Genomic DNA, 21,600 nt, shown 5'->3' on the forward strand with positions numbered 1-21,600 from the left:
GGTGCGACAGCGAAGTCGGTTCCGGTGTCGACGCGGGTGTTGCCGCCCGGATCGGGGCTGCCGGCGCGGGCACTCGGCGCGGCCGCTTGAGTGAAGGCCGCTGCCAGTATGGCGCCCGCACCAGCCTTGAGGACGGTTCGGCGGGACGGGGTGAATCGGGAGCCGGTGGGGCCGCAAGCCCGTGGCTGGTCGGGCTCCGTGAGGTCGTCGGCCGGAAAATCCGCAGTGGGGGACATGCTGTTCCTCCTTGACCTGCTGCATCGGATACTTCAGGCGGTATCGCGCATCCTTCTCCCCGGCGTCATGGCGCGGTCCCCATCTATGCCGCTCGAACTGTGAGCGGCCCACACAATGCGGTGAGCGGTGCAAATAGCGCGACGGAAGGTCCCGCTGGTGCCGGCACTCCGCGCTGGCGGATTGCGAACGGGATTCGGACCTGTGTCAAAGGACACGATCGCCGGCTTGCCGCCCCAACTACGTGATCATGTAGCCTGACCTGCGTGAACAGTGCGCCGTCGTTGGACCGGACCCCGCTTGCGGTCCGTGTCGTTGCCGCGCGCCGTATCTGCTGCTGTTGACGGCCTGACACTCCGACCCGCGCCCGTGGCTGTCGCGCCCCGCTGCCCGCGCGCCGTCATCAACGTCTGATCTGCCCTCATTTGTGAGCCTCAATCACCGCGTCCCGCGCTCGCGCGACGCAGGTTCCGTCTGCCTGGAGTAAGGACATGACCATTCACCGCAGGCCCTCGGCTGGCCTACCCTTCGCACGCCGGTTGCGCCCGCTCGGCGCGCTCGCGGCCACCGCCACCCTCGCTTTGCTGCTCGCCGCCTGCGGCTCGTCGACGAGCCCCGGGTCGACAGGCGCCGCCGACGCGACGATCACGGTCGGTTCGCTGAACGAGCCGACGACGCTCAATACGATCAAGGGTGGCAACACCGGCCACGCCCAGGTGCTGCTGCGCAACGTCGTCGAGGGGCTCACCGTCCTGACCGACGAGGGCAAGGTCGAGCCGCTGCTGGCAAAGTCGTGGGACGTGTCGCCGGACGGCACGGTATACACGTTCCACCTGCAGCCCGGCGTGACGTTCTCCGACGGCACCCCGCTGAAGGCCAGCGACGTGGTGGCCGCGCTCAAGCGCGTGACGTCCGACGAGTCGACCAGCGCCCGCAAGAAGAACCTCTCGATCATGAAGACGATCGAGGCACCGGACGATGGCACCGTCAAGGTCACCCTGTCGACGCGGTCGCAGTCGTTCCTGTTCTACCTCACCAGCACCGGCGCGGCTGTCACCAAGCCCGACGCCGGCAACCCGGAGACGACTGTGATCGGCACCGGCCCGTACACCCTGACCTCCTGGAAACAGGGTGACTCCATCACGCTGACCCGCAACGACAAGTACTGGGGCACGAAGGCCAGCAACAAGCAGGTGGTGTACCGCTTCTTCAAGGACGCCACCGCCGAGGACAACGCCCTGCTCGCCGGCCAACTCGACCTGGTGACCCAGGTGTCCTCGCCGGATGTGCTCACCCAGTTCGACAACCAGCCGCAGTTCTCCATCGTGGAAGGCACGTCCACGACGAAGGAACTATTCAACTTCAACGACGCCGTCGCCCCGTTCAACAATCCCGACGTACGGCACGCCATCCGGCAGGCCATCGACCGCAAGGCGCTGCTGACGGCGGTGTGGGCCGACCGCGGCCAGGTCATCGGCTCGATGGTGCCGCCCACCGACCCCTGGTACGAGGACCTGACCAGCATCGACGACCACAACGTCGCCGGCGCCAAGCAACTGCTGGCCAAGGCCGGGTACGCGAACGGGCTGTCCTTCACCGTCGACTACGTACCGTCGGACGCGGTCAACATCATCGCGCAGGGGCTGAAGAGCCAGCTCGCCCAGGCCGGTATCACCATCACGCTGAACCCCGTCGACGACGCGACCTGGACCGACAAGGTCTACAAGAACCACCACTTCCAGGCCACCATCATGACCCACGTCAACCAGCGCGACCTCGTCTGGTACGGCGACCCGACGTTCTACTGGCAGTACGACAACCCGCAGGTGCAGCAGTGGGTCAAGGACTCCGAGACCGCCGCGACACCCGACGAGCAGACCGCCCTGCTGAAGAAGGTGGCACGGCAGATCTCCGAGGACGCGGCGAGCGCCTGGCTGTTCCTCGACCCCGCCATCAAGGTCGCCAGCACCTCGGTCAGCGGCTACCAGAAGAACAACACCACGGACAGTTTCTATGTCGCACCGATCACCAAACGCTAGGCGGTAAGCGGTGCTCAGCTACCTCATCCGTCGGGTCGCCTGGCTGATCGGTTCGCTGTTCGTCGCGGGCTCGGCGGTGTTCTTCCTGCTCCGGGTCCTACCGGGCGACCCGGCCGTCACGCTGCTGGCGGTCGGGTCCTCCCCGGACCAGATCGATGCGATCCGGCACCAGCTCGGCACCGACCGGCCGGTGCTGGCACAGTACGGCCACTGGTTGGGCGACCTGGTCGCCGGGAACCTCGGGGACAGCCTGTTCACCCAGATGCCGGTGCTCGATCAGATCGCCGGCCGGCTCCCGGTCACCGTGCCACTGGCGCTGAGCGCGTTCGTCCTGTCGATCGTCGTGGCCGTACCGATCGGGGTGTTCGCGGCGATACGGCGGCGAGGTCTGCTCGGGGTGGCGGTGTCGACGCTGGCGCAGGTGGGCATCGCGCTGCCCATCTTCTGGGTCGGGATCGTGGTGGTCTGGCTGGTCGCGGTGCGGTGGCGGGCGCTGCCGCCGGGCGGGTTTCCCCGCACCGGCTGGCAGGACCCGCAAGCCGCGCTCCAGTCACTGGTCCTGCCGGTGGCGACGCTGACCATCGCCCAAGGGTCGGTGCTGGTGCGCTACGTACGCTCGGCGACGCTCGATGTGCTGAGCCAGGAGTACGTGCGCACCGCCCGCTCCCTCGGGTACAGCCTGCCGCGGGCGCTGTGGCGGCACGGACCACGCAACGGCGCCGCAACCGTGGTCCAGATCCTCGGCATCCTGCTGGCCAGCTCACTGCTGGGCACCGTGGTCATCGAGAGCGTCTTCGCCCTGCCCGGCCTGGGCTCGCTGCTGTTGACCAGCGTGAAGGCCCGCGATCTGCCGATCGTGCAGGGCACGGTCTTCCTCATGACGGCGACCGTGCTGGTGGTGGGACTCGTCGTCGACGTCGCGCAGCGGCTGGTCGACCCGAGACTGCGAGGTTCGGCATGAGCACACCTCTGGTCGAAGCGGTCGAAACGATCGCGGCGCCCGACACCCCCGCCCGGCCACGCCGAGGTTGGCGCTCGCCGTCGTTCGTGCTCGGCTCGGCGCTGCTGCTGGCGGTTCTCGCCCTGGCGCTGGTGTCGCTGGTCTGGTCCCCGTACGGGCTGGACCACACCGACCCGGCGGCCCGGCTGGCAGACCCGTCCGCACGGCACTGGGCGGGCACCGATCGCCTGGGCCGCGACCAGTTCACCCAGCTGATGCTCGGCGCGCGTACCGCGGTGTGGATCGGGCTGGCCTCAATCGCGGTCGCGTTCATCATCGGCATCCCGTTGGGCCTGCTCGCGGCGGCCGCCGGCCGGTTCCTCGAGAACACCGTCGTCGGAGTGATCGACATCGTGATCGCCTTCCCGACCCTGCTGCTGGCGATGCTGCTGGTCACCGTGTACGGCGCGTCGGCCGCAGTCGCGATCAGCGCGATCGGCATCGGCGTCTCCGCCGAGGTGGCCCGGCTGACCCGGATCTCGGCGAGCCGTGTGTTCACCCAGGACTACGTCCTCGCGGCGCGTACCTGCGGCACGGGACCACTGATGATCCTGGTCCGGCACGTCCTGCCCAACATCTGGCACACCCTGCTGGTGCAGGCCACCCTCGCCTTCGGCGTCGCGGTCATCGCCGAGGCGTCGCTGTCGTACCTGGGGCTCGGCACCCCGCCGCCCGCGCCGTCGTGGGGCCGCATGCTCCAGGAGGCGCAGTCGACGGTGAGCGTCGCCCCGTGGAACGTCCTGCTGCCCGGCCTCGCCGTCGCCGTCACCGTCGTCGGGGTCAACCTGCTCGGTGACGGCCTGCGGGAAGTCCTCGACCCGCAGCTACGGCAGGAAAGGCAGGCAGCGCACCGATGACCATCCTGGAGACCACCGGGCTGACCATCACGCTCGACGGGCAGGCGCTCGTTCGCGACGTCTCGTTCGGCCTCGCCGCCCGCGACCGGGTCGGCCTCATCGGCGAATCCGGCTCGGGCAAATCGCTGACCGCGCTGGCGCTGCTGGGACTGCTACCGCCGGGCATGCGTACGAGCGGCCGCGTCCTCATCGACGGCGAGGACCTCCTCGGCGCGCCGGACCGGCAGTGGCGTCGGGTCCGTGGCCGCACCGTCAGCATCGTGTTTCAGGAGCCCCTGACCGCCCTGGACCCGCTGATGCCGGTCGGCCGCCAGATCGCCGGCCCGCTGCGGCTGCACCAGGGCCTCAACCGCAGCGACGCCGAGCGCCGCGCAATCGACTGGTGCGGCCGGGTGCACCTGCCTGACCCGGCCCGGCTGGTACGGGCCCTGCCGCACGAGCTTTCCGGCGGCCAACGACAACGGGTGGCCCTGGCGATGGCTCTCGCCTGCCGGCCCCGGCTGCTCATCGCCGACGAGCCGACGACCGCGCTGGACGTGACCGTGCAGGCGCAGATCCTCACCCTGCTCGACGAGCTGATCGAGGAGACCGGGGTGGGGCTGCTGTTCATCAGCCACGACCTGCCGGTCGTCGCCGGACTGGCCCGCCGTCTCCTGGTCATGCGCACGGGCCAGTTGGTCGAATCCGGCCCGGTCGACGACGTGCTGCACCGGCCTCGCTCCGGCTACGCCCGGCAGCTCGTCGCGAGCGCCGCCAGGGTGACCCGGCTGGCCCGCCCCGACGTGCGCAGGGAGGACCGATGAGCGATCCGATTCTCACCGGGCATCAGCTCACCCGATGGTTCCCGGGCCGCACCCGCCCGGCGCTCGACGGGGTGGACATCACCGTGCGGCCGGGCACCAGCCTCGGGATCGTCGGCGAGTCGGGCGCCGGGAAGTCGACCCTGCTGCGGCAGCTGCTCGGCGTGGACCGCCCGACCTCGGGCGAGATCCGCTTCGCCGGCGAGCCCCTCGACCGGGGCCGACACCGCGCGTTCCGCCGGCAGGTCCAGGTCGTCTTCCAGGACCCCCGGTCGTCGTTGAACCCCCGCATGTCGGTCGCGTCGATCGTCGCCGAGCCGCTGCGCTCGCTGCGCATCGGTACGGACCGGTCAGCCCGCGCCGAGCGCGTCGCCGAGGTGCTCACCGCGGTAGGTCTGCGCCCGGAAGACGGACGGCGCTACCCGCACGAGTTCTCCGGCGGTCAGCGCCAGCGCATCGCCATCGCGCGGGCGCTCGCACCGGCCCCGCGGATCCTGCTCGCCGACGAACCCGTCAGCGCCCTCGACGTCTCGGTCCGGCTGCAGATCATCGACCTGCTCAAGGATCTCGTTGACCGGCTCGGGCTCACGCTCGTGCTGGTCTCGCATGACCTGGCGATCGTCAGCCAGCTGTGCCAGGAGGTGCTCGTCATGCGCCACGGCCGCGTCGTCGAGCGCGGCCCGACCGCGGACGTGCTGACCAACCCCGCCGACGAGTACACCCGTGCCCTGCTGGCGGCCATCCCGCAACTGCCGCTCGACCTGCTGGAGGAACCGTGACCTTTGTTGATCAGTGGCGGACCTGGCGCGCCGCCCGTGAGGCGGCCGTGTCGGCGCCGGGCGGGGACCTCACGCTGACCGGCACGCACTGGCTGGTGGGGCGCACCCAGATCGACGGGATACCTGGCACCTGGTGGGCCGACGGAACCGACGTGCGGGTGTCCGGCGCCGAAGGCCTGCTCGTCGGCGGCGTACCGACCGCCGAGGGCCTCCTGCGGCCCGACCAGCGACTCATGGTCGGCGATGTCGAACTGAAGATCATCCGCCGCGGCGCCGACCTGGCGGTACGGACCTACGACCCGCACGCGCCGGCGGTTCGCCGGTTCGCCGGCATCGACGCGTTCGCCCCCGACCCCGCCTGGGTGGTAACCGCCGAGTTCACCCCGGCCGACGCCGACCAGACGCTGCGCACCGAACACAGCCACTCCGACCGGCTGGTGGACTACCCGGTCGTCGGCACGTTCACCTTCACGATCGACGGCCAGCAGGCCGAACTGGTCGCGCTGTACACCGGTCACGAGGGCGAAGCACACATCACGTTCCGGGACGCCACCAGTGGACGCGAGAGCTACGGCGCGGCCCGGTTTCTGTTGCTGCCCCTGCCGACGGTGGCAGGGCCGGTGGCGCTGGACTTCAACCGGGTCACCCTGCCGCCGTGTGCGTTCTCCGACGCCTTCATCTGCCCACTGCCGCCCCCGGGGAACATGCTGCCGTTCGCCGTCCGGGCCGGCGAGAAGGCAGTGCTTGATCAGCCAGCCGGTTAGGGGGTGTATCAATGCCGGGAGTTCACTGAGGACTCCACAGCAGGAGCTGAAACGGGTCCTCGCCGCAGGTGAGCCAGGTGCCGTCGCCGAGCGCCATTGGGTCCTCCGAAACGGGCATCGGGTACTCCACCTGGCCGAGCACGTCCCCCCGCGCCGTGTCGATCAGCCAGTGCCGCGTATGCCCGTTCCCCGCTATGGTGCTCGCGACAACCGTGCGCTCGTCGACGAAGCCGCACTGGTAGCCCCAGAAGGGCTCCTCCTCGGCGTCCGACAGCGCCTCAAGATGCGGGGAAAGCTGGTAGTCGGCGACCTCGTGCGTCACCGCGCCATCGGGAAGGCGATGGATTGCCGGCTCCCTTCCCCAGTGAGCGATCGTGAGGAGCCGCGTCCCACAGGGGCTGACATCGACGAGGCAGCGATCATCGTCACCGATGCGGGTGACCGTGAGTCGAGCGCCGTCCCACCGGCCCCACCGCAGCGGCGAGCCATCCTGGCCTTCGCCGACGCTCAGGCCCATCTGGCCCGGCTCCGGGTGGGCGATGTGGTGGGAGCCGGCGGTCGCGGTGCCGGTCGAGGCCCGCCCCAGGATGCGACCGTCGACGGCGTCGAGCACGAGCCACTCCTCGTCGAACTCCGGCTCGACGTCGTCCGGCAGCGGGGTGGGTACGTGGGCCCACACCGTGGAGCCGTCCGCACTGATCCAGCACGAACCATGATCGGGATGGCGGTGCTCCTCGCTGCCCGCGTACTCGGCGTAGGAGTCGTGAAAGGACGAGCAGGAGCTCCAGCACGCGTGCCGCACCCGCCAGCGCGGTGCGCCGGCGGCGTCGACCGCGTGCAGCGCACGCTGACCGCTGAAGACCGCCAGGTCGAGGGTGGGACTCACCGCATCGATCCCGCCCGCCCCACGCGGCCAGGGCGCCGGAAACCGGGCGGCGGGAGCGCCGTCACCGGCGACGAGCCGGTCCAGGTCGTACGCCAACAGTTCGTCGTCCTGCCGGATCACCACGAGCCGGCGATGCGGCCACCGTTGAAGGGCAGGTGTGTCCGCCGTGCGGGAGGAACCGGGTACGCGAGGAGCGTTCGCCGGCACGCGGAAGGACGCCACGAAGCGAGGGATGATGCGCACCGCATCATCCTGCCCGCCCGCTGCGACAGCGCGGTCCTCGGCAGCGCCGCTCAGCGAGTCCTCTTCGTCGGCCGCTTGCGGGGTGGGGTCAACAGGTCGGCTATCGCCGCGATCGCGGACGGCACCACGCGGTAGTACGCCCAGACGCCGCGTTTCTCGCGTTCGAGTAGGCCGGCCTCGGTGAGGATCCGAAGGTGATGACTCACGGTCGGCTGGGAGAGACCGAGCGGCGCGGTGAGGTCACTTACGGACGCCTCGCCCTCCGGGGCGGACTGGATCAGGCTGAGCAGCCGCAGTCGGGCCGGGTCGGCGAATGCCTTCAGCACTCCCGCGAGCCGCTCGGCATCGGCACGCTTGATCGGCTCGCCAGCCAGCGGCGAGATAGCAGGCTTAGCAGTTTTCGCAGTTGCCACGCCCGCTATCGTTCCACGAACACCATCGATCCGCTGGTGGAACCGGGTCCATACCCCGATGGCGATAAGAGGCCTCCGCCAGGTCAGTCACGGACGGGTGACCATCCGTCAGCGATGAGTCGGGAGTCGTCGCCGCCCTCGCCTTGGAAGAGCACTCCGTCCCGGTCAGTCGCGGCGATCTGGTCGACGTAGACCCCGCGGCCCTGGCCGGAGCCGTCGGTGGTGCTGATCCACCGCAGGTGGGTCGCCTGGTCGGGCAGCTCGACCGTGACCTGCCACCAGGCCCGGCCGCCGTAGCCGGTTACCGTGCCGTCGCTGGTCCACCTTCGGCCCCCGTTGTGCAGCAGCATCCGCCCCGGAGTCCAGGTGTGCCCTCCGTCGGTGGAGACCTCGAACCGGGCGTTGTCGTAACGGGGCTCGGTGTCGTACCAGAGTAGGAAGCTCGCCGTCCCGCTTCGCGCCGCCCGGCGCAGCGGAGCGGTGAGCGTGCTCGTCGCGAGGTCGCGCGGGTCGGCCCGCCAGGCCTCGCGCGACCGGGGGCGCACCGGCATCGCCTCGGCGAGGTCGCGTGCGACCACGCGCCGGGCGACGTTGTTGCTGCCCCAGCCGCGATCGGGGTGCACCCGGTTGCTGAGCAGGATGACGAACGAGTGGGAGAGTGGATCGATGACGATGGACGTGCCGGTGAAGCCGGTGTGCCCGAACGCCACGGGGGAGGAGAGCCCCATCATGTACCAGTGCTTGTTGAGCTCGAAGCCGAGCCCACGGTCGCTTTCCGGATAGGCGGACTCCAACGATGCGTTGTAGTTGACCAGCATCGCTCGCACGGTGTCTTCCCGCAGAATCCGCTGCCCGCGATAATCGCCGCCGTTGAGTAGTGCCTGGCAGAGGACGGCCAGGTCCGCGGCGGTGGAGAAGATCCCCGCGTGCCCGGCCACGCCGCCGAGCGACCAGGCGTTCTCGTCGTGCACCTCGCCCCAGACCATGCCGCGCCCGGCGTGCGGCTGGTACTCGGTCGCGGCGATCCGCGACCGCCGCTCCGGTCCCGGGTTGTAGCCGGTGTCGGTCATGCCGAGCGGCGCGGTGACTCCGTCGCGGACCAACTCGGCCAACGGCCGGCCGGTCACCCGTTCCAGCAGTACGCCGAGCGCGATCAGGCCGAGGTCGGAGTAGACGTACCGGGTGCCGGGCGGTGCCGTGAGCGGCGTGGCGAGCGCGGCGGCGAACCGCTCGGCCGGCGTCGGGTACCTGCTCCACAGCGCCGTGAATGCGGGCAGACCTGAGGTGTGGGTGAGCAGCATGCGTACGGTGACCGCCGCCTTGCCGCCGGCCGCGAACTCCGGGACGTAGCTGGCCACTGGTGCGTCCAGGTCCACCCGCCCCCGCTCGACCTGCTGCATGGTGACGATCGTGGTGAACAGCTTCGACACCGATGCCATGTCGAAGATCGTGTCGGGCCGCGTCGGGATCTGCTGGTCAGCGGGAAGCTCCACCCCGACCAGCTCGGGAGGCGGCCCGACGGCGGCGTACTTGACCGCCGCTCCCACGGCGGCGTGTTGCACGATCACGCCGTCCTTGGCCGCCAGGACCACGGCACCTGTGTACGCGGGATAACCGGGGTGGTCCGGGGTCGGCTGCAGATATGCCGCCAGGTCGGCGGGGAGGCGATCCACGTGGTCGGGGAGCAGGCCAACCTCGCGGGCACTGCCGCGCCGCAGCGTGTCCGCACGGAACTGGATGTCGGCGGGGGTGACGGCCGGCGGTCCGGACCCGGCCGGGGGCGGCACGGCGGCGGCGGGCGCCCCGGCGGCTGGCATCGCCGCGCCCAGGAGGGCCATGGTCAGGCCGAGCGAAACCGTGCGGAGCAGCGGGCGGGGGCACAGGTTTGCGGATCTCCTCCCCGCGCCAGCGCCGAGCGCTCCCACACCGACCGCACCGGTGCGGACATTCCTACGCTGCATGCGTCGCCTCCTACCAGGTCAGGCCGTGGCCATAGGGGTAGAGCACGGTGCCCACGCCCTCGGACGTGGGGATCGTGACGGGCAGCCGCCCGCTCGGGGACAGTTCGCCGTGCAGCGCGCGGACGAGGGCGTCCATCGCCGCCACGGTGTATGAGTAGGTCGCCACGTAGGTGGTCACACCCGGCAGGTACGCGATGTCGTACGGATCCCGGACCGCCGCCACCACCACGGGCTTCCCGGTGTCGACCAGCGCCGCGACGAGGCGCCGCTGGGTGCCACGTGGGTCTGTGACGACGTTGTCCCACGCCTTGTTCACCAGCACGACGGTGAGATCGTGGTTCGCCGCCTGGGCGGCCGCCGCAGCGATCTGCGCGTCCGACGGCAGGGTCGCGGGCTGGGCGGTGGCTCGGGCACCGCGGGCGGTGAACCCGCCGGCGACCGTCGCGATGGGAGCGAAGGCGGCACTGTTCCAACCGGTGACCAGCACCGACCGGTTCGCGTGGGCCAGCGGCAGCAGCCCGGCGTCGTTACGGACCGCGGTGAGGGTCGCGTCGGTCACCCGGGCGACGGCGGCGATGTGCTGGGGCGCGCCGACCGTCCGTACCGCCTCGTCGACATCGACCAGCGGCGACCCGGCCAGCCCTTGCCGGTATTTCATGGCGAGGATGCGCCGGACCGACTCGTCGATGCGCCGCTCGGTGAGCTCGCCGGTGGCGACGGCCCGCAGCACCGCATACCGCGCCAGCTGGAGGTCCGGCGGCATCAGGAGTTGGTCGGCGCCGGCCTTGAGCGCCAACACGGGTACCCGGTCATCGCCGTACTTCTTGCGCACGGCGGCCATGTTCAGCGCGTCGGTGACGATGACTCCCCGGAAGCCCAGTTCACCGCGCAGCACGCCGGTGAGAACCGCCGGCGACAATGTCGCGGGGTCGCCGGACGGGTCGAGCGCGGGCACCACGATGTGGGCGGTCATGATCGACTCGACGCCCGCGGCGATCGCCTGCCGGAACGGCGGCGCGTCGATCCGGTCCCACTCCGCCCGGCTGTGGTCGATCACCGGCAGGCCGGTGTGGCTGTCGTCCGACGTGTCGCCGTGGCCGGGGAAATGCTTCGCTACCGCGGTCACGCCAGCGCCGTCCTGGAACCCGCCGACCTGTGCGGCGGTCAGCTCGGCCACCAGGGCGGGGTCGGCGCCGAAGGACCGTACGCCGATCACCGGGTTGGCCGGGTTGATGTTGACGTCGGCGATCGGCGCGTACGGCTGGCGGACGCCGACCGCCCGCAGCTCCCGTCCGGTGATCTCCGCCGCCGTGTACGCGGCCTCCGGCGACCGCCCGGCGCCCAGGGCCATCGCCCCGGGGAACTGCGCGGCGGGGGCCGGCATCCGCAGCACCACGCCCTGTTCCTGATCCGTGGAGATGAGCAGCGGCACCCGACCCTTGGCGCCGTCACCGAGGGCGGCGCGCTGGAGCCCGTTGGACAGCGTTGCGATCTGCCGGGGGCTGTCCAGGTTGTGCGACCAGGAGAAGAGGATGACGCCGCCGAGGTGGAACCGGTCGATGACCTCGGCCGGCGTCTCGACGCCGAACGCGGTCCGGTTGGCGGCCCGGTCGGCGGCCGTGGGCTCGGCGGCGTCAGCGCCGTAGACGTAGGTGGAAAAGAGCTGGCCGACCTTCTGCTCCAGGCTCATGTGCCGCAAGGTCGAGGTGACCCAGCCGTGCTCGGCGGCGGTGGGCGGGTCCACAGGCGCGGCGGAGGCCTGGACGGGGAGTGGCAGGACGGTGGTCGCCAGAGCGGCCAGCAGAACGAACGCGGTGCCGAGTCGAGCCTTCATGGACGACGACCTCTCAGTCCGAATGACTGAAACTTAGCTACACGTCGATATATCGTCAAGAAGGTTAGCTACAGGGCGGCCGGTTGAGTTCGCGGCGTTCAGTGCTGGAAGGCCGAACGAACTGTGCCGCCGACAATCGCGCACCAGGTGTCCACGTCGACCTTCCCATTGGGTACCAGGCCGTGCAGGCGCTGCATGTCTTGGACCGCCTTCATGGTGTTGTGGTCGAAGTCGCCGGTCAACGTGACGTCGTCGTACCCCTTGCGGCCGAGCAGGAACTGCACCGCGTTGACGGGAAGACCGCTGGCGTCCTTCTCGAGTGTCGGCACAAGCGCTTCCCAGGTGGCCGCGTCGAAGGTCGCGTCCGGGTCAACCGGAATCCCGTGGCTGGCTTGGAAGTCGGCCACGACGGGATTCATGTCATAGCCGAAGTTGCCGTTCGGAGTCAGCGGGTACCCGAGATCCGCGAGCAGGTACTGCGCGACCTGCACAACCGGGCCGTCAACGAAACGCCAGATGTCGGGCCAGCGGCGCGCGGGGATGTCCGACTCTGGTGTGCCGAGTGCGGCCGCGACGCGCGAGCGCACCATCGGGAACAATCGGTAGAAGGCGATGCCCGGGCACTGGGTGGGGTAGAAGTCCCAGTGGCCGAAGATGTCCCATGGCTGCAGCCGGAACTGCTGGCACACGGCGGTGCACAACCTCACCAGCGCGTCGAGCAGTGCGTCCGGCGGCGTCTCGGTGATGTAGGTGCCCTCGTTCTCGATCCCGATCGCGTTCCCGTTCTCGCCCGGGCAGTGTGCGGCGCTGACCTGGTGCGCGCCCGCGTCGAGCGTCTCCAGGCTGCGGCGGCGACCTTCCAGCACGTAGCCGCCACGGCTGACCGTGAAGTGCTGTCCGGTGTCCACCCAGCCGTTGCCGTCCATGTGCAGGTCCTGGCAGTCCCGCGCCAGTTGCATCGCGTGGTCGCGCGAGTAGTCCGTGACGTTCGGGAACGCCATGTGATGCAGGATGATCTTGTTGGTGGTGTTGCCGGTGATCTGAATCGCTCCCCTTGGCGGGCGCGCGCCCCATGTGTCGCAGTCAATGATCCAGGGGAACATGGCGCTGGGCGCGGCGCCCGCTGGTGCCGCCACGAACAGGTCAGTGCCGACGATCGCCGCGATTCCAGTACCCAGACCTGCCTTGAGCAGGGTACGACGGTCGACCTCGTGCCGATGAGTTGACATGCGCTGCCTCCGTGAGGGGTGTGGAACAACAACGACAACTGTTGTGGGAGGTCACCTCGCCGAACGGTGGGTGGACTGGCATGGCGCCACCTTCATCCGCGAAGATCGATGGTGAAACATTTCGACTATTCCACCGCAGCGCCTGGCAATTTTCAACAGGCTAGGCGTCAACGGTCGGCTGCGGCGTCACGGCACCCGACATCTGCTTCTCCAGCGACCGTGACGTCTACCGTCGTCTCGCCGGCCTCAGTCGAGCAGGGCGAGGAAGCGGCGCAGGGCCGGGTTCGTGCTGTCGCGGGGCCAGCACAGAGCCACGTCCACGGTGGGCGTCGGGGCGGTGAACCGGCGCAGCCGTACATCGCGCAGCCGCAGCGCGCGGGCGCGGCCGGCCGGGACGGCCGCGACCACGTCTCCCTGCGCCACCGCCCGCAGTAGTTGCTCGTCGTCCGGCTCCTGTCGGACAAGGTTGAAGCCGCCGTGCGGCCAGACCTGGGCGATCGTGCGGTCGAACATGCCGGGGCCGTTTTCGCGCGGCCACATCACGGCCGGCAGGTCGACCACCTCGGCCCGGCTGATCCGACGGCGACCGGCGGCGAGAGTGTGACCCGCAGGCAGGGCAAGCAGCAGTTCCTCGGTGTCGACGGTCCGGCAGGCCAGCGCGGGCTCGTCGACCGGCGGGCGGACGAACGCCGCGTCGAGCCGGCCGGCGAGCAGGCCGGCCACGTTCGGCGCCGTCCAGGCCGTCTCCGGGACCACCTCGACGTCCGGGTGGGCAGCCCGGAACCGGGCGACCAATGCGTCGACCCGGCCGCCCCGCGCCGACCGGGTGTACGCCAGCCGGAGCCGGCCGCCCCGCCCGCGTACCAGGTCTCGGATGCGGGCCGTGCCCGCGTCCACCTCCACGAGCAGCCGGGCGGCCTCGCCGGCGATCCGCGCCCCCACCTCGGTTAGCGTGCAGCCCCGGCTGGTGCGGTGTACCAGCGACACGCCGAGTTGGCGTTCCAGGGCGCGGATCTGCTGGCTGAGCGCGGGCTGTGCGATGTGCAGCCGGGCGGCGGCCCGGGTGAAGTGCAGCTCCTCGGCGAGCACCGCGAAGTAACGCAGCCGCCGCAGGTCCGACCAGACGTCCAGGGCCGGCGAGTCGAACATGGGCCGATCATAAGCGGCGCTTATCGCCGGCTACCCGATCCGTCTTGGACGGCGGCCCGTCGGAACGGTGACGATCCGAGGCCAACGGCACGAGCGACGGGAGCGGACGATGATGGCGGCAACGGACGTGGTGGTGGTCGGGGGCGGGGTCATCGGGATGACGGCGGCGGTCACCCTCCAGCAGCGGGGGGCGCGGGTGACCGTGCTGGCCGCCGACGACCCGGCGGACACGGTGTCCACGGTGGCCGCCGCGGTCTGGTATCCGAGCCACACCGACCAGGACCCGCGGGTGCTGCGCTGGGCGCGGGAGACGCATACGGAGCTGGGCCGCCAGGCGGCGGACGGCGCGCCGGGGGTGGTCAACCGGCCGACCCGGATGCTGCTGCGCCAGCCGTACGCCAGTCCGCCGTGGTGGGCGGAGGCGTGCGGGGATCTGGTGGCCGAGGCGGTGCGGCCGCCGTACACGGCGCTGCTGCGGTTCACGGCGCCGACGGTCGAGATGAGCCTGTACCTGGCCTGGCTACGGCAGCGGCTGGAAGCCGGCGGCGGGCGGGTGCTGCGCCGCCGGGTGCGACGGCTCGCCGACGCGTTCGAGACCGCGCCGACGGTGGTCAACGCGACGGGGCTGGCCGCCGGCCAGCTCGCCGCCGACCCGGCCGTGCACCCGGTGCGCGGGCATCTGGTGCTGGTGGCGAACCCGGGCCTGACGGTCTCGGTGCGAGACGAGGACGACCCGGCCGGGATCACGTACGTGCACCCGCGCCGGCACGACGTGGTGCTCGGCGGCACATACCAGCCGGGGGTCGGGCACACCGCGCCCGACCCGGACACGGCGGCGGCGATCCGGCGCCGCTGCGTCGCGCTGGTGCCGGCGCTGGCCGACGCGCCGGTGCTCGGCGAGCGGATCGGGCTGCGGCCGGCCCGGCACGGCGGCCCCCGGGTCGAGGTGGATCCGGACCCGGCGGGCCCACCCGGCAGCCGGCTGGTGCACGCGTACGGCCACGGCGGGGCGGGGGTCACCCTGTCCTGGGGATCCGCCGCCGAGGTGGCAGACCTCGCCCTGGACGGCTGACCGAACCGAGAAACGTGCGCGCGGATCCGCCGCTGACAAAGCCGTTACCGAGGCAGGCCCCTGTCGTACATCCTCCCCGTCAGGCGGGGGCTTGCGACGTCTGTGCCGGTAGCTGGTGCAGCGCGTCCACCAGCGGTGCGAGCTCCGGAAGGTTCTCGGCCTGTGCCAGCGTGTTGGCGAGAACCTCGTCGTGCGTCGGGCGCGCCTGGTTGAGCAGGGCCGAGCCCTGCTCGGTGAGTTCGGTGTAGATACCGCGGCGGTCGTCCTGGCACAGGATGCGGGTGAGCAGGCCACGGTCCTCCAGCCGGTTGACCAGCCGGGTGGTGGCGCTGCCGGAGAGGGCGGCGGCGCGGGCGAGTTGCTGCATGCGCATGTGCCAGCCGTCCTGGCGCGACAAGGCGTCGAGCACGGTGTATTCCACGACCGAGAGGTGGTGCTCGGCCAGCAGGGCCTTCTCCAGGGCGGTGTCGATGAGGCCGTGCAGGGCCGCGAGGGTCCGCCAGCCCTGGGCGCGGATCTCGACCGCGTCGTCGCGGATGCCCACGTCCTGTACTCCTTGCTGTCACCGTTTGTCGCCGACCGTCCGGATCGGGTCCCAGCGCTGTCGCCGCAATTCTAGCCGCGTACGCCGATTGTTGCAGTCGCCAGCTATGTGACCAGTGGCACGCTTGCGCCGATATGCGGCGTGCGCAAGTATCTCTGTTGCGCACGCCGGTAGTTGCAGGCGCGCTACATGTCCGCAACGGGAGAACTGATGTCTGCTGAACCGAAGAAGCTGCCACTGGGCCTGCTCGCTCTTGCGATCGGTGGGTTCGGTATCGGCCTCACCGAATTCGTGATCATGGGCCTGCTGCCCGAGGTCGCCACCGACTTCGCCGTCACCGAATCCGCCGCCGGGTGGCTGATCTCCGGCTACGCCCTGTCCGTCGCCGTCGGTGCGATCGGCCTGACCGCCGCCGTCACCCGGTTCAACCGCAAGCACGTCCTGACGGGGCTGATGCTCCTGTTCGTCGCCGGAAACCTGGCCTCGGCGCTGGCCGGGACGTACGAACTGATGATGGTCGGCCGCATCCTCGCAGCCCTGAGCCACGGCGCCTTCTTCGGCATCGGCTCGGTCGTCGCGGCGAGCCTCGTCGCACCGTCCCGTCAGGCAGCCGCCATCGCCATGATGTTCACCGGGCTCACCGCCGCCAACGTGCTCGGCGTCCCGTTCGGCACGTTCCTCGGCCAGCAACTGGGCTGGCGATCCACGTTCTGGGCGATCACCGCCATCGGCGTCGTCGCCCTGGTCGGCATGGCCGCCCTGGTCCCGTCACAGACCGCCACCGCCAGCACCGGCGGGCTACGCCACGAAGTCAAGGCCTTCGCCCACCCACAGGTGTGGTTCTCGCTCCTGATCACGGTCCTCGGCTTCGGAGGCATGTTCGGCGCGTTCACCTACATCGCATACACCCTGACCGAGGTCAGCGGCTTCGCCGCCGCCACCGTCCCGTGGCTGCTGGTCCTGTTCGGCGTCGGCCTGTTCGCCGGCAACACCCTCGGCGGCAAGGCCGCCGACCGGTCGGTGCCCGCGACGCTCACCGCCGTCCTCGCCGCACTGACCACGGTCCTGGTCATCTTCGCCGTCACCGCGCCGAGCCAGATCATGACCGTCGTCTCGCTGGCGCTCATGGGCGCGTTCGGCTTCGCCACCGTGCCCGGCCTGCAGATGCGGATCATGCAGTACGCCGGGCAGGCGCCCACGCTGGCCTCCGGCGCGAACATCGCCGCCTTCAACGTCGGTAACGCCCTCGGCGCCTGGATCGGCGGCGTGACCATCACCGCCGGACTCGGCTACACCTCCACGCTGTGGGACGGCGCCGCGCTCAGCTTCGCCGGCCTCCTGGTCCTGCTGATCGCCACCCGGCACGCCGTACGCCGCGACGCAACGCCCGCCGCGGTCAACACCGCCGGCACCTGGGCCTGATACCGAGCCACGCACCTGGACACCGGCGTCCACCGTCGTGGTCGACGACAAGACCGCACGGGCATCGCCGTTTGCCGTGAAGGGGTGGGGCGGTCTCAGCCACCCCACCCCTCAATGGGTTCTCATCCAGACGGCAGACGGCCGTCAGGCGTTCGGTACTTCGTCATCGGGGGCCGTCAGGACGAGCCGGCGTCGGCGGGTGACGAGGAAGAGCACCGCGCCGAGCGCCACGACGCCCGCGCCGATGCCACCGATCAGCCCGGCCTGGACGCCGGTCACCGGCAGGCCGCCGCCCGAGCCGCCCGAGCCGTCACCGTCCGAGCCGCTGCCGCCCGCAGCGCCGACGTGGACCCGAAACTCGGCAGTGTTGTCGGCCGGGTTGGCGTCCCTGACGTTGATCGCCGACTGGGCCTTGAGGCCCTTGGGCAGCTTGCCGTTCGTGCTGCGAGCCACTGAGGCGGGGCTGACCTCGGTCTGGGTGGCTAGGGCGACACCGGTGAGCTTTCCGCCCTTTAGCACCACCGGTCCGGGAGCGTCCTTGGCCACGGTCACCGGGAAGACGATGCCCACGACCGAGAGGATGTCGTCGTCCTTACCGCTGTCCTGGTCGATCGGCACCAGCGTGACGTCCTCGTAGTCGCACGTGACTGTGCGATTGCCCGTGCCGTAGGTGCAGCCCGGCTCCGCCTCGGCGAAGGTCACGTGCTCGGGCAGCGCGACGGAGACCTTGAGGCCCTTGGCGATGGTGTCCCCGACATTGCCGACGGCGCCGAGGACGAAGCTGCTGCCGCCCGGCGCTACCGGCTTGTCGGTCAACTCCCCGTCGTCGGTCACCTGGTACACGTCCTCGGCCACGGCCACCAGATCGACGCCCTTGGCCGGCACGTCGACCGTGACGGTCGCCGAGTTGTTGGCCTGGTCGGGGTCGGAATCCGACACCGCGGTGACGGTGAAGGATCCGGCGGCGCCCGTCTTGCCCACCACAGGCGTCAGCGCGAACGGGGTCTTCTGCAGGAAGCTGTTCCCGACAGCAAGCCCGGGCTCCTCCCGGCACAGCAGCTTCTCGCCGCTGCGCTCGCAGCCGAGCTGCTGCGATGCCCCGACCGTGACCTTGCTGTCGTCCAGGCCGCTGAGGTCGTACTCAAGGGTCCAGTACGAGCCGTCAGCCGGGCCCTTGTTAACCACGGTGGTGGTCAGTTCCCTGACCGAGTCGCCTGCGGTCACGGAAGTGGCCGAGGTAGTCAGCTCCAGGTCGGCGCCACCAGGCTCTGCATACGCCGGGCTGGTGGCGAGCAGGGTGGCGGATGCGAATAGCGCCAGTGAACTTACGCCAGCGCGCCTTACCGCACGCATTCTCATGTATCCCCCGTACATCGAAGGGCGGAAGTGGGACCGGGGTACGGTATCGGAGACGGGCAGCCCTCGCTACGTCACAAGCTGATACGGGCGCAGCTTGGCGGCGATGTCGTGGAACGTACGCCGAGACACCACCAACATCGTCACGTGCGCCAGGCCGCCGCGAAACCTCGGCGGCGGTGCACGCCTATCGGCGGCGCGAACGTTACGCGGCGTGACGCCGTTATCGGCGTCCGGCCGGCAGGCGACACGATCTGTCGCATGGCCTCGATGACGAAGCCGGTCGTCGCCGCGTGTGCGATGACGCTCGTCGAGGACTGCACCCTCCGCCTCGATGACCCGGTCGACGACCTCCTCCCGGAGCTGGCGGACATGACCGTGCTCGCCGATCCCAACGGGCCACTGGACGACACCGTGCCGGCGAATCGCGCGATAACGCTGCGGGATCTGCTGACCTTCACCCTCGGCACCGGCATGGTCCCTGCCGAGCCGGGAACGGTCCCGATCGCCGACGCGCTGAACACACCCGGCGAGCCGCCGCCCGACGAGTGGATCCGCCGGCTCGGCACGCTCCCTCTCGTCCATCAGCCAGGTGAGCGCTGGATGTACGACACCGCCGCCGACGTGACGGGCGTGCTCATCGCCCGGGCCACCGGCATGTCCTTCGGGGATGCCCTGCGCGAGCGGATCTGCGATCCGCTCGGGATGAAGGACACCGCCTTCAGCGTGGGCGGCGAGAGCATCGGCCGGTTGGCGACGGCGTACGAGCGCGACAATGCCGCCACTGGTGAGCCGGTCGTCGAAGACGGCCCCGACGGGCAGTGGAGCCGGCCGCCGGCGTTCGAAGGAGGTGGCGGCGGGCTCGTCTCGACCGCCGACGACTACCTCGCCTTCGCCTCGGCTCTGCTCGCGGGCGGCACCCACCACGGCGAGCGGGTGCTCTCGCGGCCATCGGTGACCCTGATGACCAGCGACCACCTGACCGCGGCGCAGAAGGCGGTCTCCGGGTTCTGGCCGGGGTACTTCGACACCATGGGCTGGGGTTTCGGGATGTCGGTCCGCACCCGCCGTACGCACCTCGGCCCCTCGGTCGGGAGCTACGGATGGCCCGGTTTCTACGGCACCGCCTGGTACAACGATCCCGCCGAGGACATGACGACGATCTTCATCATGCAGCGGGCGCACGCGGGCGACCAGAGGCTGCCGACGTGGCTCGACTTCTGGACCGCTGTCTACCAGGCGATCGACGACTGACCGCGGGGGCCCGGAGACCGCCAAGCCAGGCTGTGGTGTCCACAGCGCCGCCCGGGGGCCGGACCAGTGACCTACTCACCGGCCGGCGGGGCGCGAGTCAGGCACTGCCGGGGCGGGTGGGGCACTATCGTTCTGGCGTGCACATCCGTTTTGACGTCCCAGCCGATCCCGCCTACCCAGGCCGCGTGGCGGCCGCGCTCAGCAGCGTTCGGCTGCGCAGGTACGGTTATATCGGCGCGGTGCTGGCGGCGGTCGGGGCGATCGGTTTCGCCGTCTCGCAGGGGTTCGGGTGGGGCGATCAGATCTCGCCGCTGTGCTTGGCGATGGTCGCGGGTGGCCTGCTGTCGATGCTGTACTCGCCGTGGGTGCGGTGGCGCGCTCGGCGCCGATCCAGTCAATACGCTGTCGAGGGCGCCTACGACATCACCGACGACAACATCATGATGCGCAGCGGCTCGGAGTCCGGCGGCATCGCCTGGGACGGGGTCGCCCAGGTAAGGGACACGCCCGAGTTCTGGATCGTGTATGTCGGCCGGATGCCGGCGACCGTGATCCCACGCCGCTTGATGTCCGCCGAGGACGCCGAGACGTTGCGTGCCTATATGGCCAAACGCGGGCTGCTCCAGCATCGGTGAACTCATTTGCCGCGACGCGGGCGGCGACTCGACCACCAATTCGGTCACCCTCAGTAGTCGGATCTTGACGCTGACCGGGTCGGCCGCCGCGCCGAACGCTTCACCCACGGCCAGCACATCGGCGATCTGATCCCCGGCTACGCCGTCGACATCGAGGCCAGCCTTACTCAGCAGCTGGACCGGTCGGGGCACAGGAACTGCGATGGAGCCATACCAACCACAACCTCGAGAAGCATGCCGCAGCGTGGGCGACAGCCGTGCCGCGACTCGGTGATCCCGCGGGTGGAACTGGCCGGCGGTCGCAAGCGCCCCCGGCAAGCTGAATCGGGTGATTCGCCGGATGGCCGCAAGCGAGACCAGCTCTCACCCCGTGCTGCCGCACGCCGCTCAGTTCATCGCACACGCCGGCTTGCGATACGAGTACGGGCACAGACATCCACGCAGCTCCGCTCTACGGCATGAGCCCCCTGACCGGTGCGCGGATCTCGCCGAGCAGTCATGCCGACGCCATTCCGCCAACTGACCGCAAATTGGAGCTGCGTCGCCAGTCCTCTACTGTCATCATGTTCGCCGTGCCAGACCGTGTGATGTTCGTTCAGTTGAAGACGGGCCACGACACCGACAAAGGGCCGGCGTGGATCAGTCACGTGCGGTTCAGCAAGAGCTGGCAGACGGCTTACTGGCATGGTAAGACGCTCCGGCGCGGGCGTGGCATGTCTGACGCCAACTTCTACGACGTAGATACCGACGAGGAGTATTGGATCTCCGGACCGCACCGCGACCGCGCGGACACGCGCTACAGCGGCATGCGGCCCGAGATCGATGACGACGTCCGCCAGGCGTACGAGGCATTCCTTCGCGGTGATCCTCTACCAGGCCGCGAACACGGCTGACCTTCCTGGCTCAGCGCCCGAAGGCACCGACCTGTCCCGGTGGGGCGCCGAGGACATCGACGCCGTCGCGGCCACGCTCAACGCTCGGCCCCGCAAGGCACTCGGGTGGAAGACACCCGCTGAGGTGTTCAACGAACAGCTAGCGTCTGACCGGAAAATGAGCCTGACCAGGGCGGGTCTTGTGCAGGGGGCATCGCCGGGCTGGTGGGGGCCGGTCCGGTGTGATGTTGGTGGTT

19 protein-coding genes and 1 pseudogene are annotated in these 21,600 nt (G+C 70.2%); 12 read left to right on the forward strand and 8 right to left on the reverse strand.

From position 1 onward, the window contains the following. Positions 1–725: 725 nt before the first annotated feature. The 6 genes from ABZ783_RS34990 to ABZ783_RS35015 are packed head-to-tail and all read left to right on the forward strand — an operon-like array spanning position 726 to position 6,473. Positions 726–2,273: an ABC transporter substrate-binding protein gene (locus ABZ783_RS34990; RefSeq protein ID WP_357446635.1), complete on the forward strand. Its 1,548-nt coding sequence runs from the start codon at positions 726–728 to the stop codon at positions 2,271–2,273. 10 nt (positions 2,274–2,283) lie between these two features. Next, complete coding sequence (locus tag ABZ783_RS34995) at positions 2,284–3,234, forward strand: ABC transporter permease (protein ID WP_357446638.1); 951 nt, start codon at positions 2,284–2,286, stop codon at positions 3,232–3,234. Beyond that, a complete protein-coding gene (locus tag ABZ783_RS35000; protein WP_357446641.1) occupies positions 3,231–4,130 on the forward strand; it encodes an ABC transporter permease in 900 nt (299 codons plus the stop codon). The genes ABZ783_RS34995 and ABZ783_RS35000 overlap by 4 nt, the downstream gene beginning before the upstream one ends. After that, the gene (locus ABZ783_RS35005) at positions 4,127–4,933 is read left to right on the forward strand and encodes an ABC transporter ATP-binding protein (protein WP_357446644.1); all 807 of its coding nucleotides are present in this window, start codon (positions 4,127–4,129) and stop codon (positions 4,931–4,933) included. The genes ABZ783_RS35000 and ABZ783_RS35005 overlap by 4 nt, the downstream gene beginning before the upstream one ends. Beyond that, positions 4,930–5,709 (forward strand): ATP-binding cassette domain-containing protein, encoded by a 780-nt coding sequence (locus tag ABZ783_RS35010; RefSeq protein WP_357446647.1) that lies wholly within the window; start codon positions 4,930–4,932, stop codon positions 5,707–5,709. The genes ABZ783_RS35005 and ABZ783_RS35010 overlap by 4 nt, the downstream gene beginning before the upstream one ends. After that, positions 5,706–6,473, forward strand: a complete 768-nt coding sequence (locus ABZ783_RS35015) for a DUF1684 domain-containing protein (RefSeq protein WP_357446650.1) — start codon at positions 5,706–5,708, stop codon at positions 6,471–6,473. The genes ABZ783_RS35010 and ABZ783_RS35015 overlap by 4 nt, the downstream gene beginning before the upstream one ends. Positions 6,474–6,495: 22 nt before the next feature. Here the strand turns inward: ABZ783_RS35015 and ABZ783_RS35020 are convergent, their stop codons facing one another. From ABZ783_RS35020 to ABZ783_RS35045, 6 genes are all read right to left on the reverse strand, one after another. Beyond that, positions 6,496–7,455 carry a hypothetical protein gene (locus ABZ783_RS35020; RefSeq protein WP_357446653.1) on the reverse strand — a complete coding sequence of 320 codons (960 nt, stop codon included), beginning with the start codon at positions 7,453–7,455 and terminating at the stop codon, positions 6,496–6,498. A 197-nt stretch (positions 7,456–7,652) separates the two neighbouring features. Then, positions 7,653–8,015, reverse strand: a complete 363-nt coding sequence (locus ABZ783_RS35025; protein WP_357446656.1) for a metalloregulator ArsR/SmtB family transcription factor — start codon at positions 8,013–8,015, stop codon at positions 7,653–7,655. Between the two features lie 83 nt (positions 8,016–8,098). After that, the gene (locus ABZ783_RS35030; protein WP_357446659.1) at positions 8,099–9,976 is read right to left on the reverse strand and encodes a serine hydrolase; all 1,878 of its coding nucleotides are present in this window, start codon (positions 9,974–9,976) and stop codon (positions 8,099–8,101) included. A gap of 10 nt (positions 9,977–9,986) precedes the next feature. Continuing rightward, positions 9,987–11,810 (reverse strand): glycoside hydrolase family 3 N-terminal domain-containing protein, encoded by a 1,824-nt coding sequence (locus ABZ783_RS35035; protein ID WP_357446662.1) that lies wholly within the window; start codon positions 11,808–11,810, stop codon positions 9,987–9,989. Between the two features lie 98 nt (positions 11,811–11,908). Continuing rightward, positions 11,909–13,039, reverse strand: a complete 1,131-nt coding sequence (locus ABZ783_RS35040; RefSeq protein WP_357446665.1) for an N-acetylmuramoyl-L-alanine amidase — start codon at positions 13,037–13,039, stop codon at positions 11,909–11,911. Between the two features lie 246 nt (positions 13,040–13,285). Continuing rightward, entirely contained in the window at positions 13,286–14,188 is a 903-nt protein-coding gene (locus ABZ783_RS35045) for a LysR substrate-binding domain-containing protein (RefSeq protein ID WP_357446668.1), read from the reverse strand. Between the two features lie 109 nt (positions 14,189–14,297). Between ABZ783_RS35045 and ABZ783_RS35050 the strand changes: the two genes are divergently transcribed. Continuing rightward, positions 14,298–15,260: an FAD-dependent oxidoreductase gene (locus ABZ783_RS35050; RefSeq protein ID WP_357446671.1), complete on the forward strand. Its 963-nt coding sequence runs from the start codon at positions 14,298–14,300 to the stop codon at positions 15,258–15,260. A gap of 79 nt (positions 15,261–15,339) precedes the next feature. On the opposite strand, the gene ABZ783_RS35055 is transcribed toward ABZ783_RS35050, so the two are convergent. Then, on the reverse strand, positions 15,340–15,804 hold the full coding sequence (locus ABZ783_RS35055) for a MarR family transcriptional regulator (protein ID WP_357446674.1): 465 nt from the start codon (positions 15,802–15,804) through the stop codon (positions 15,340–15,342). Between the two features lie 210 nt (positions 15,805–16,014). Here ABZ783_RS35055 and ABZ783_RS35060 point away from each other — a divergent pair, with 210 nt between their 5' ends. Beyond that, positions 16,015–17,226, forward strand: coding sequence for an MFS transporter (locus tag ABZ783_RS35060; protein WP_357446677.1), 1,212 nt, complete (start codon positions 16,015–16,017; stop codon positions 17,224–17,226). A 144-nt stretch (positions 17,227–17,370) separates the two neighbouring features. On the opposite strand, the gene ABZ783_RS35065 is transcribed toward ABZ783_RS35060, so the two are convergent. Next, the gene (locus tag ABZ783_RS35065) at positions 17,371–18,585 is read right to left on the reverse strand and encodes a hypothetical protein (protein WP_357446680.1); all 1,215 of its coding nucleotides are present in this window, start codon (positions 18,583–18,585) and stop codon (positions 17,371–17,373) included. A gap of 144 nt (positions 18,586–18,729) precedes the next feature. On the opposite strand from ABZ783_RS35065, the gene ABZ783_RS35070 reads away from it, so the two are divergent. The 4 genes and pseudogenes from ABZ783_RS35070 to ABZ783_RS35085 form a co-directional block, all read left to right on the forward strand. Further along, entirely contained in the window at positions 18,730–19,836 is a 1,107-nt protein-coding gene (locus tag ABZ783_RS35070) for a serine hydrolase domain-containing protein (RefSeq protein ID WP_357446683.1), read from the forward strand. 137 nt (positions 19,837–19,973) lie between these two features. Then, entirely contained in the window at positions 19,974–20,471 is a 498-nt protein-coding gene (locus ABZ783_RS35075) for a YcxB family protein (protein ID WP_357446686.1), read from the forward strand. Positions 20,472–20,929: 458 nt separating this feature from the next. Continuing rightward, positions 20,930–21,364, forward strand: coding sequence for a hypothetical protein (locus ABZ783_RS35080; RefSeq protein ID WP_357446689.1), 435 nt, complete (start codon positions 20,930–20,932; stop codon positions 21,362–21,364). Between the two features lie 16 nt (positions 21,365–21,380). Then, positions 21,381–21,512, forward strand: a pseudogene (locus ABZ783_RS35085) (IS30 family transposase); the annotation flags it as partial. Positions 21,513–21,600 lie beyond the last annotated feature (88 nt).

Origin of the sequence: Micromonospora sp. NPDC047738 (assembly GCF_040642675.1) — a bacterium.
In the GTDB taxonomy this organism is placed as follows: domain Bacteria; phylum Actinomycetota; class Actinomycetes; order Mycobacteriales; family Micromonosporaceae; genus Micromonospora.

Bases quoted from the DNA above. Each gene is read 5' to 3' on its own strand.
- ABZ783_RS34990 (WP_357446635.1), top strand. From the start codon at position 726: ATGACCATTCACCGCAGGCCCTCGGCTGGCCTACCCTTCGCACGCCGG.
- ABZ783_RS35000 (WP_357446641.1), top strand. From the start codon at position 3,231: ATGAGCACACCTCTGGTCGAAGCGGTCGAAACGATCGCGGCGCCCGAC.
- ABZ783_RS35005 (WP_357446644.1), top strand. From the start codon at position 4,127: ATGACCATCCTGGAGACCACCGGGCTGACCATCACGCTCGACGGGCAG.
- ABZ783_RS35010 (WP_357446647.1), top strand. From the start codon at position 4,930: ATGAGCGATCCGATTCTCACCGGGCATCAGCTCACCCGATGGTTCCCG.
- ABZ783_RS35030 (WP_357446659.1), bottom strand. From the start codon at position 9,976: ATGCAGCGTAGGAATGTCCGCACCGGTGCGGTCGGTGTGGGAGCGCTC.
- ABZ783_RS35035 (WP_357446662.1), bottom strand. From the start codon at position 11,810: ATGAAGGCTCGACTCGGCACCGCGTTCGTTCTGCTGGCCGCTCTGGCG.
- ABZ783_RS35040 (WP_357446665.1), bottom strand. From the start codon at position 13,039: ATGTCAACTCATCGGCACGAGGTCGACCGTCGTACCCTGCTCAAGGCA.
- ABZ783_RS35045 (WP_357446668.1), bottom strand. From the start codon at position 14,188: ATGTTCGACTCGCCGGCCCTGGACGTCTGGTCGGACCTGCGGCGGCTG.
- ABZ783_RS35050 (WP_357446671.1), top strand. From the start codon at position 14,298: ATGATGGCGGCAACGGACGTGGTGGTGGTCGGGGGCGGGGTCATCGGG.
- ABZ783_RS35060 (WP_357446677.1), top strand. From the start codon at position 16,015: ATGTCTGCTGAACCGAAGAAGCTGCCACTGGGCCTGCTCGCTCTTGCG.
- ABZ783_RS35065 (WP_357446680.1), bottom strand. From the start codon at position 18,585: ATGAGAATGCGTGCGGTAAGGCGCGCTGGCGTAAGTTCACTGGCGCTA.
- ABZ783_RS35080 (WP_357446689.1), top strand. From the start codon at position 20,930: ATGAGCCCCCTGACCGGTGCGCGGATCTCGCCGAGCAGTCATGCCGAC.